The following is a 10366-nucleotide window of genomic DNA, read 5'->3' as shown; positions in this document are numbered from 1 at the left end:
GTAATATCTCCTCACGCGGGTGAAGGGTAAAGTGGTTCGAGCTCCTTATTTCGCAAGGTCCGGAGGGGACGATGAAGACTCCTGTGGGATAAACATGATCGGTGAGACCCCGGAAAGCGTTAGCTTGAGGAGGCTCAGCACATGCCCACGGAAAGCGAAATCGTCCCCCGAAGGACCTTCCGCTCCTCCAATGTCTCGAAACTGAGTCTTACACAAACGGGAGCTTTTCTGTAAGATCAACACGGCGATTTAATAGAGCCTTAAATTAAAAGAAAGGACAGGAAGAGTGATTTCCTGTCCTTTCTTACTGATTTATTTCTTAAAAGTTCTTAAGGGCTTTTGATTCAACACGGGAAGTTAATGATGGTTATTTTTTAACGAAACTCGGTAAATCCGTATTTCCCATCTCTCTTACATATACGAAGAGCTGACCCTTATGATGAATCTCATGGTCTTTAGCCATTTCTAACAATTTACCTGCAGGGATTTCTGATCCGAACATTTTCTTAACATCAATAAGTTCATCCAGATCTTCATCTTCTAACAGTTTAATCGATGCATAAGTTTCGTCCGTGTAAACTCTGGCGCGCTCCGCTAAGGGAGTGTCGTCACCTTCCGGGAAAAGGTCTTCAGGTGACTGCTTGGCCGCAAGCCGGGCAAAGGTATAAGTCGTTTTCAGCGTATGGTTAACCAGCTTCTCTGTCTCCATAGATGTAGGAGTAGGTTTAAATGCATAGTTATTTTCATCGATCATTTCAATTAAATCATTTAATGCTCCGCGGTGAGGAGACAAGGAATTGATGAATTGTTCAACTTTACTCATGTACATAACCTCCTAAATTAATTTGCTTCAGTCCAAACGTAATTTGTATATCTATGGAAGTCAAACAGGAAGGTTTGGACATAAATTCAGCGTGAGATTATTAAGTTTAAGTAAACGTGATGGTGGGAATGTAAATTCGGATGTATTTAAAAATTGGTAAAAACAAGCATAGGTCTAGAGATGCATTTTTATATTACAAAGCTTTATGGATAAGGTTACAATTATTTCAGCTAATTTAAACTATCAATTTATGGTACAAAAATCGGTTCAAATAAGGTAGAATAGGTTAATGTAAATTTAACGGAGGTTTTACAATGTTTACACTAAAAAAATATTTAAACAAAAACACATTGTTGAAATTAACTGTCTATGCCCTTGTCATAGGTTTATTCTGGCTGAAAATGTCATATATTCAAAGCAATATCTTCTCTTTAAATGTAGAAAACCCCAATGAAGCTAATATTCTTGCATTCAATCCTCTAAGCAGTATTTTTCTAATCTTTGGTATTGGAGTTCTGCTGGCAGGACGCCGAGGGATGTTAGTTTCCTATATTCTTGGATCTTTACTGTTATATGTGAACATTCTTTTTTATAGGGAATATAACGACTTTATCACCATTCCTATGTTAAATCAGGTAGCGAACCTGGCAGGAATGGGAGGCAGTATCCAAACAATCCTGGAAGCATCAGACATCTTTTTGTTTGTTGATGTTTTAATCGCTGCATTCTTCCTGTTTTATCTGAAGCCTGCTCGCTTAAGTCAATTCACACCGAAAAGGCGTGAAGGATTTTTGCTTGCGATTATTGCGATTCCATTGTTTGTGATTAACTTGCAGTGGGCTGAAGAAGAGCGTACTGATCTTCTTGAGCGTACATTTGACCGCACGATGCTGGTGAAATATATTGGCCTTTTAAACTATCACGTCTATGATGCCGTCCTGCAAGGTAAGACGGAAATGAAGAAAACGCTGGCTGACAGTAACGAACTTGTGCCAGTGATCAACTATCTGAATGAACAGAAAAAAGAAGACAGCAACCGCCTGGAAGGGGTAGCTGAAGGTAAAAACGTTATTGCCATCTCGCTTGAAAGTACGCAAACTTTCGTCGTTGATAACAAGCTTCATGGAGAAGAGCTTACTCCATACTTTAATGACTTGAAAGAAGAAGGCTTATATTTCGATAACTTCTATCATCAGGTGAAGCAGGGACGGACGTCAGATTCAGAATTCCTATTAGCGAATTCCATGTATCCATTGAACCGTGGCGCTGTCTTTTTCACCCACTCAGGAAATGAATATGAAGCTATGCCTGAGTTACTAAGTGAGAATGGCTACTTTACGAATGTCATGCATGCAAACGATAAGACTTTCTGGAATCGTAACGTTATGTACGACTCCCTTGGTTACGATGAGTTTTTCTCTAAAGAAGATTATGAAATCACACCGGAAAAATCCCATGGATGGGGTTATCTGGACGAGTATTTCTTTGAAGATTCACTTCAGAAAATGAAAGAAATGGATCAACCATTCTATTCGAAAATGATTACTCTGACGAACCACTATCCTTTCTCTTTACCTGAAGAAGAAATTATGATTGAGGAAGGCGAAACATCCAGCGGTACGCTAAACCGTTATTTCCAGACCATCCGCTATCAGGATGAAGTACTAAAACAGTTTGTAGAGGATTTCAAGAAATCGGAACTCTATGATGATACGATTCTCTTAATCTATGGTGACCACTTCGGAATCTCTGAAAATCACCAGAAAGCAATGGGAGAATATCTTGGTAAAGATATCAACGCTTATGAACAGTTCCAGTTACAGCGTGTTCCTATGCTGGTTTATGGTAAAGACATTCCTTCTGAAACGAACCATACCGTAGGAGGTCAAATTGACCTTCGTCCTACGATTACCAATCTGCTTGGAATTGAGGATGAGAACCCTGTGCAATTCGGTCAGGACTTGCTGAATAAAGATCGTCGTGAAATGATGATTACCCGCGATGGTGATTTTGCGAATGAAGAGTATGTGGGTATTCAGGGAGTTTGTTATGACAGAGAAACTGGTGAAGAGGTCGAAGCCAAAACTTGCGAAGAAGGCTTTAAAGCTGCGCAAGAGGAACTCAGCGTCTCTGACTCTGTAGTTTATGGAGACTTGCTGCGCTATCTTGATGAGACCGAAATGGTCAACACAGACCAAACCTCTAATGAAGACAATAAAGAAGAAGAATAATTGAAAGCTGCCGGCCTAATGCAGGTCGGTGGCTTTTTTTATTTATATATAGGTCAGTTTAATCTCAAAGTTGCGTCGATCATGTTCATCCCATAGGAGTCTCGCCGCTTATCCGCCCCCATACGATAGATAAGAAGAGGTTCGAAACGCTCAACGTGATATAACGCTTTTGATCGAAGAGAGCTTGGTTTACAGCTTTATGTTACAAGTTGTCCGCATAATCATAGCCTTCTTTTTCCTAATATAATTTCGATCCTCTTATATCGCAAGGGTCGTGGGGGAAGACTTCCGTGTGAGAAGGGAGTAGGCGAGATCCCACAGGGCGCAGCCAAAGGAAGCTTGCCGGTTCCACCACAGGAAAGCGAGTCTTCCTCAACGCCCCTAAATACCTACCAACACCTCGAAACTGAATCTTACACAAAACGGCAAGATAGTGGAATATATCTCTTACAGTTATCAACTTTTCTTTAAAATTAAAAAAACAGCCGACTCTTTAGAGTCAGCTGTTTAGTGTCTTAAAAGAAATCCATCCATACTTTTATCGTAGTGCCTAAAATCAGCACTGCAAGAATGGTTTGTAATACTCTTGTATTGATTTTTTTTCCTGCTATGGCTCCGAGGGGAGCTGCTAGTAAACTGGCTACGACCATAATGGCCGCTGGAAAGTACTCAACTTGACCGGTCGTAACTTTACCTATCGTTGCCCCAATGGATGAAATTAAAGTGATCGCGAGGGAAGAAGCAATCGTCATCCTGGTTGGTATTTTTAATACCACAAGCATAATAGGGACGAGAAGGAAAGCGCCGGCAGCTCCTACGATACCTGCGCCGACCCCAACGATTAAAGCTAGAGAGGAAGCGAGTGGCCGGTTAAAGTCTATTTCTTCAAGCGCTTGATCGTCCAAGCCCTTTTTAGGGATAAACATCATAATCGTAGCTATTAGTGCAAGCACACCGTAAACAAGGTTTATTCCGCTTTCCGGCATGAATCTTGAGCCATAACCGCCTATAAAGCTTCCAATTAGGATACTAACTCCCATATAGAGAATGAGGGATTTGTTCAAGTATCCACCTTTTCGGTAGGCCCATACGCCTCCAATCGTAGCAAAGAAAACCTGAACCGCACTGATTCCGGAAACTTCATGGGAAGTGAAGGCTGTAAATCCTACGAGTGGAGGGATATAAAGCAGCATCGGGTATTTAATAATCGACCCGCCTATGCCGAGCATTCCTGATACATAAGACCCTGCAAATCCGATAAGAAAGATAGTAATAATTAATCCAAATTCCATTTTTGGTCGACCTCCTTAAAAAAGGGAACCGCATATGGTTCCCTCTTTTGAAAAATTCCTTACCCTTTTTGTATCCAGAACTTAAATACACCGTCTTCTTCGTCATGTTGAAGAAGTTCGTGGCCGCTGGATTTAGCCCAGGCTGTTAAGTCACTTTTCGCACCTTGATCGGTTGCGTGGATTTCAAGTGTTTCGCCGCTCTCAACTTCTTTCATGGCTTTCTTTGTTTTCACAATTGGCATAGGGCATGCTAAACCTTTGGCATCTAATACTTTTGTTACGTTCATAGGGAATGACCTCCAATAAATAGTGTTGTTTTAAAATCTTTGTTTGTTTACCTTAGAACTAATTAGCGGACGGCACAGCGGTTAGGACCAATTTCCATTTCACGCTGTTCTTCTTCTTCCGGATCAATTTTACCCATGTTGGTTTCACGGATTTCCTGATAAGCATTTGGCTGTGGCGGAAGATTTTCAGTTACCATTTTTCTAAACTCATCTTTGTCTTCGATGTTCAGGCCGTGGTTTTTCTCAAAGAGAACACCCAGCTTCTCGGCTACTGTTCCATCTTCGTTTAATTCGTCCATAATCATGAAGTGCGCAGGAAGTACGATGAGTTCATCTGAAAGGTCTTTATAGCGTTTATACAACGTTTCTCTAAGATCCATGACCCAATCATCTGCTTTTCCTGCCAGGTCAGGGCGGCCGATACTATCGATGAACAGGATATCTCCAGTCATCAAGTACTGATCATCGACTACAAAAGAAGTGGAACCAATGGTGTGCCCTGGTGAATACAGCGCGTGAATATCGATGGTTGTGTTTCCAATGGTCACCTTTTCTCCATCTTTTAATGGCTGATAATCAAAGGTTACTTCTTCTGCATCCTTTGGAGGAAGCCAGTAAGCAGCACCTGTTTGCTGAGCGATTGTTCTGCCTCCAGATATATGGTCAGCGTGTAGATGGGTATCAAATACATGTTTAATTTTCACACCCAATTGTTCAGCGAAATTCACGTATACATCGGTTTTACGGGTGGAGTCGATAATAGCTGCTTCTCCGTTCGATACAACCATGTAAGATAAGCAGCCTTTACCGATACGTACAAATTGGTAAAGCTCGCCACCGTCTGTAAGATCACTTACCTTAACAGGCATTAAGTGTTCACTCCACGCTTTCATGCCGCCTGCCAAGGAATAAACATTTGTAAATCCGGCGTCATCCAGCATTTCTGTGATCATCTGGGAAGACCCGCCTTTGGCACAGGCCACTACAATATCCTTATCTTTTGGAAGCTGATCTTCAATTTCTTCCACGCCATCCAGCAGATCAAAGTAAGGGATATTCAAATAAGTGAAATTCTCACTTTCGATCTTCCAGTCCTGGAAAGCGTCTTCTGTACGGACATCAAGTAAAAATAGTTCTTCTTTTTGAAGTGCTTTTTCAGCTAAGTCCTTAACTGAGATTTCTTTTATTGCCATTCTTAATTACCCCCTAAGGTATATTATTTTTTAAAAAATTTTATGAACGCAGTGACTTCGTTTCACCGGACCACTCGCTCATTCCTGGTACAACATTGTAAACCCGGTCAAAACCTTTTTCCGTAAGCTTTTGACAAGCCATATCGCTTCGACTTCCTGTGCGGCATACTACATAAACATCTTTCATCTTGTCAATTTCATTGATTCGATCATCTAATTCACCAAGTGGAATAGATACAGCTTCCGGAATATGCTCGAATGCAAACTCCGCTGATTCACGTACATCGAGAAGGAGTACATTATCATTTTGCAGGTTTTGAGAAAGCTCCTCATTATTTACAGTGTCCGGGTGCAATTTCTCTTCTGATTCATCACTTGCTTTACGAATATAGTGTTTTAAGGTGCCATCTTCTTCAATGGTTCCTAGATATTGATGACCGGCACTCTTGGCCCAGGCCTGGAGATCCGCTTTAGAACCTTTATCGGTTGCCTGAACTTCGACTACATCGCCAGAATTTAAGTCTTTTATCATTTTTTTCGTTTTTACAATAGGCATCGGGCACGCAAGTCCTTTAGCATCTAATAAATGATCTGCTTTAATATCCATCCATTTATCCTCCTATAACCCCGAAGGGTATATAATTTATTATATTATTCAGTAGGGCCGTTCCAATCCAGCATGCCGCCGTCCATGTTTGTTACATTAAAGCCACTTTGTTCAAGGAACTGTGCAGCACGACCGCTGCGGCCTCCAGATCGGCAAATCATTACATAGCCCTTGGAATGATCCAATTCGTCTATACGGGCTTCTAATGAGCCGAGAGGGATATGTGCAGCCCCAGGAATTTTTCCGGCAGCTACTTCCTCATCCTCACGAACGTCAATGAGGTTCAATGATTCATTTTTGTTCAATTTTTCTTCCAGTTCTTGTGCGCTTATTGTTTTCATTTAAGCTAACCTCCTATTAAATAAACAGATTTACGTTCCCGTCTTCAGCATCACCAATATAAGCAGCAACACCAGCATATTCAATTTCATCGAGCAGTTCTTCTTTTTGAAGCCCTAAGAGATCCATGGTCATGGTACAAGCGACAAGGTTAACATCCTGTTCCTGCGCCATTTCAATCAGGTCAGGCAACGGCATAGCGTTGTGTTTTTTCATGACATCTTTAATCATTTTCGGGCCGAATCCAGCATAGTTCATTTTAGATATGCCCATTTTATCGGCACCTCTCGGCATCATTTTTCCAAACATTTTTTCCATAAAGTTTTTCTTAACAGATACTTGTTCATCTTTTCGCAGAGCGTTTAACCCCCAGAATGTGTGGAAAATGGTTACGTTATGATCGTAAGCCGCTGCCCCGTTAGCAATAATATAAGCGGCCATCGCTTTATCATAATCTCCGCTGAACAAGATGATATTGGTTGATTTTGTTTCAGACATCTTTATCCTCCTAGAATTTAATTATACATATACGTGTATGGGTATTTAAATTATTAAAAAATTATCGGCTTTTAACTAGAAGCTGCACAGCCTCGTTGATGGAATCTTCCGTGTTTTGGTTATCACTTGATTCCTGAATGCACTCCACAAGGTTGGAGCTGACGACTAAACCGATGGTACGATCAATGGCACTTCTAGAAGCAGACAGTTGGGTGATGACGTCTTTGCAATCTTTATTTTCTTCCATCATTCTTAGCACGCCTCTTAACTGTCCTTCCAGACGCTTAACTCTGTTTTTCATGGCTTCGTTGTACTCCATGTTGATTCCCCTCCCTTAATGAAGATTTTGTTTGCTGTGTTTGAACAGTACATGACTAATAATATACCCCGTAAGGTATAATGTCAACAGGTGGATAAAAGAATATTGGATAAAACATTATGTGGTAAGCAAACCTACGTATAGGTGGTGAATCAATTGGACGTATTGTGGGATTTACTAAAGGTTTTAGGCAGAATAGTAACCATTCTCCCATTCTTACTAGTAATAGGGTTAATTATGGGAAAACGGGCAATCGGTAAATTGCCGGTCTTTGACTTTTTGGTGGTTCTTGTACTGGGGTCAGTAGTAGGGGCTGATATTGCCAATCCGAACGTCGATCATATTCATACGATTGTAGCTATGATTGCGATCGCTTTACTGCAGAAATTTATTGTACGGACCAAACTAAGAAACCGCAAACTTGGAAAGCTCTTAACTTTTGAACCAACAGTAGTTGTGTACAATGGAGAAATAGTCGAAAAGAACATTAAGAGTATCCACTATTCTATTGATAATATCCTTCAGATGCTTCGAGAAAAAGATGTTTACCACATTAATGATGTCGAATTAGCCCTGATTGAAGCCAACGGATTAATGTCTGTGAAATTAAAGTCAGAAAAAGAAAACATTACGAGGGAGGATTTTCAACTTCCATATAGGGGTGGGGGTTATGACATTCCACTTATTTTGGACGGTAAATTACAAAAAGATATTTTGGAACGTCTGGATAAAAACGAGGAATGGTTGGAGAACCAATTGAGAGCTTGCGGGATAACTTCTATTGAGAATATATTTTATGGGGCGATTACGAATCAGGGGGAGTTTCATTGTTCAGTCAAAGGAAAGAAGCTGACAAATCTTCCACCGATACAAAATTAGGATGTTTTTTTAAAGATAAGTTCTCGTTTGTTTAAGACTCGATTTTGAGACAATTGGGTCCTTTACTTTAAATGGAAGAGGGTTGGTGGGGAAATAACTCGCTTTCCTGCGGGGGAACTGGCAAGCCTCCTCGGTCGTTATCACTACCTGAGGGGTCTCGCATAGCTCCTTCTCCCGCGGGAGTCTCGTTATTTCCAACCAACCCCAACGATCTCTTGTGAACGGACCTGCTAGTAGGAGAACTGGAGCATCCCGAAACAGACTCAAATGTTGCTACAGAGGGTTCAACCGTAAGAAGAGTAAGAGCCAGCACTACTTACATAGATAGTCCTTATTCATAAGGGGGGGGATTTCAAATAGAATTTCGAGCGTCTGACTATTGCAAGGTCTGGAGGGGGATGATGAAGACTCCTGCGGGATAAACATGACCGGTGAGACCCCGGAGAGCATTAGCTCGAGGAGGCTCAGCACATTCCCGCGGAAAGCGAATCATCCTCCGCAGGACCTTTCTCTCATAAAATATCTCGAAACTGAGTCTTCAACTATCCGACCCTATACTTTAAGAAGTCTATTATGAAAATTAGCAACCAGATATAACAGATCTAAATAAAAAAGGAAGGATAATTCAATGATTATCCCTCCTCTCATAAATTATACGCTTTGATCCATGCAATGGATTAATCGCTGTTCAATATCTTCCGCGAGTCTCTGGATTTGTTCATCTTCCACCAATTGAATGAGGGCAGTTGGCTTAGGCATACCAATTTTTGTAGAGCCCCCGTCAGAATAAACAACCATTTTACATGGCAGGAAATAACCAGCTAGTGTATTTTCATTAAGAATACGCTGAGCTTCCTTAGGATTACATACTTCCAATACTTTAAATTCTTTCTCGAATTCTAGTCCTTTTTCATTGAGTTTATCTTTAATATCAAAATTCCATAAAACTCCGAACTGGGCTTCTTTAAGGCTGGCTTCTAAACTTTCTACTGCTTCTTCAATTCCTTTTTCTGTTTCTACTGTGTAATGAAACATGTTTAAACCTCCTTTATAAGCTCTCTATTTCAGCATACCCGTTAAGGTATGAAGATAATCGTGAAAATTGGGTTTTACTGTAATAGACAGGGGGACCGGTTTTTAGTCAGGGAATAGAAAAAACGAAAAGTTTCACAGTTGAACTACCCCCACTTACTCGCTGACGCTCCTTGAAGTTGGAGGATTCCTAAGAGCACGAACCTAACGGTTCGTTCAAATGATTAGGCTAGCCCCGTCGCACCGACGGTTGTAAGGATTCTTTGAATCTCCTTCAATATATTGAAGCTCGCATTTAGGTCGCGGTCGTGGTGGCAGCCGCAATCTGGGCAATCCCACGTTCGAACAGCGAGATTCTTTACCTCACGGTTTTGGTATCCGCACTTGGAACACAGCTGTGAACTCGCAAAAACTTTCGATACGGTTACCAACTGCTTCCCGTACCACTTTGCTTTGTATTCGAGCATAGACGTGAACATCGACCAGCTCACATCACTAATTGATTTGGAAAGTTTTCGGTTTTTGAGCATATTGGAAATTTGGAGATTTTCTACCCCGATCACATCGTGGTTTTTGATGATTTCGGTTGAAATCTTATGCAGATAATCTTTGCGGGAGTTCGCTATCTTCTCGTGAAGTCTAGCTACTTTAATACGTTGCTTATGCCAATTCGAAGATCCCATTTCCCTTCGGGAAAGGATACGTTGAGCTTTTGCTAGTTTCTTTTCGGTCTTACGTAGGTATCGTGGGTTTTGATAGGTAGTGCCATTCGAGAGAGCAGCGAAGTCTTTCAATCCGAGATCAATGCCAATATAAGCGTTGGATTTAGGAAGTTCCTGAATATCTGTTTTAACAAGAATTGATAC

The 10366-nt window shown here is 41.1% G+C and carries 12 protein-coding genes; 2 read left to right on the top strand and 10 right to left on the bottom strand.

The genetic code is table 11. The annotated features are described in order from the left end of the window. Positions 1 to 367 precede the first annotated feature (367 nt). Positions 368 to 823, bottom strand: a complete 456-nt coding sequence (locus WAM07_RS11360; protein WP_422166940.1) for a DinB family protein — start codon at positions 821 to 823, stop codon at positions 368 to 370. 314 nt (positions 824 to 1137) lie between these two features. On the opposite strand from WAM07_RS11360, the gene WAM07_RS11355 reads away from it, so the two are divergent. Beyond that, positions 1138 to 3054, top strand: coding sequence for an LTA synthase family protein (locus tag WAM07_RS11355; RefSeq protein WP_422166938.1), 1917 nt, complete (start codon positions 1138 to 1140; stop codon positions 3052 to 3054). Positions 3055 to 3569: 515 nt separating this feature from the next. On the opposite strand, the gene WAM07_RS11350 is transcribed toward WAM07_RS11355, so the two are convergent. The 7 genes from WAM07_RS11350 to WAM07_RS11320 form a co-directional block, all read right to left on the bottom strand. Then, positions 3570 to 4346 (bottom strand): sulfite exporter TauE/SafE family protein, encoded by a 777-nt coding sequence (locus tag WAM07_RS11350; protein WP_422166936.1) that lies wholly within the window; start codon positions 4344 to 4346, stop codon positions 3570 to 3572. Between the two features lie 59 nt (positions 4347 to 4405). Continuing rightward, complete coding sequence (locus tag WAM07_RS11345; protein ID WP_014645171.1) at positions 4406 to 4633, bottom strand: sulfurtransferase TusA family protein; 228 nt, start codon at positions 4631 to 4633, stop codon at positions 4406 to 4408. Positions 4634 to 4695: 62 nt separating this feature from the next. After that, positions 4696 to 5826: an MBL fold metallo-hydrolase gene (locus tag WAM07_RS11340; protein ID WP_422166934.1), complete on the bottom strand. Its 1131-nt coding sequence runs from the start codon at positions 5824 to 5826 to the stop codon at positions 4696 to 4698. 40 nt (positions 5827 to 5866) lie between these two features. Next, positions 5867 to 6433, bottom strand: a complete 567-nt coding sequence (locus WAM07_RS11335) for a sulfurtransferase TusA family protein (RefSeq protein WP_422166932.1) — start codon at positions 6431 to 6433, stop codon at positions 5867 to 5869. 44 nt (positions 6434 to 6477) lie between these two features. Continuing rightward, positions 6478 to 6774: a rhodanese-like domain-containing protein gene (locus tag WAM07_RS11330; RefSeq protein WP_422166930.1), complete on the bottom strand. Its 297-nt coding sequence runs from the start codon at positions 6772 to 6774 to the stop codon at positions 6478 to 6480. 16 nt (positions 6775 to 6790) lie between these two features. Next, on the bottom strand, positions 6791 to 7270 hold the full coding sequence (locus WAM07_RS11325; protein ID WP_224895381.1) for a DsrE/DsrF/DrsH-like family protein: 480 nt from the start codon (positions 7268 to 7270) through the stop codon (positions 6791 to 6793). A gap of 61 nt (positions 7271 to 7331) precedes the next feature. Beyond that, entirely contained in the window at positions 7332 to 7589 is a 258-nt protein-coding gene (locus WAM07_RS11320) for a metal-sensitive transcriptional regulator (protein WP_422166928.1), read from the bottom strand. A 147-nt stretch (positions 7590 to 7736) separates the two neighbouring features. Here WAM07_RS11320 and WAM07_RS11315 point away from each other — a divergent pair, with 147 nt between their 5' ends. Beyond that, on the top strand, positions 7737 to 8468 hold the full coding sequence (locus WAM07_RS11315; RefSeq protein ID WP_422166941.1) for a DUF421 domain-containing protein: 732 nt from the start codon (positions 7737 to 7739) through the stop codon (positions 8466 to 8468). 651 nt (positions 8469 to 9119) lie between these two features. Here WAM07_RS11315 and WAM07_RS11310 read toward each other — a convergent pair. Together WAM07_RS11310 and WAM07_RS11305 are read right to left on the bottom strand one after the other, a co-directional pair. Beyond that, the gene (locus tag WAM07_RS11310) at positions 9120 to 9503 is read right to left on the bottom strand and encodes a DUF302 domain-containing protein (RefSeq protein ID WP_089753938.1); all 384 of its coding nucleotides are present in this window, start codon (positions 9501 to 9503) and stop codon (positions 9120 to 9122) included. 221 nt (positions 9504 to 9724) lie between these two features. Next, the coding region (locus WAM07_RS11305; RefSeq protein WP_422166925.1) for an RNA-guided endonuclease TnpB family protein at positions 9725 to 10366 on the bottom strand (642 nt) is incomplete at its 5' end.

Source organism: Halobacillus sp. (genome assembly GCF_049282395.1).
Classification (GTDB): Bacteria; Bacillota; Bacilli; order Bacillales; family Halobacillaceae; genus Halobacillus.
The sequence above is the reverse complement of the archived record's forward strand: the minus strand, read 5'-3'. Positions and strand labels throughout refer to the sequence as shown.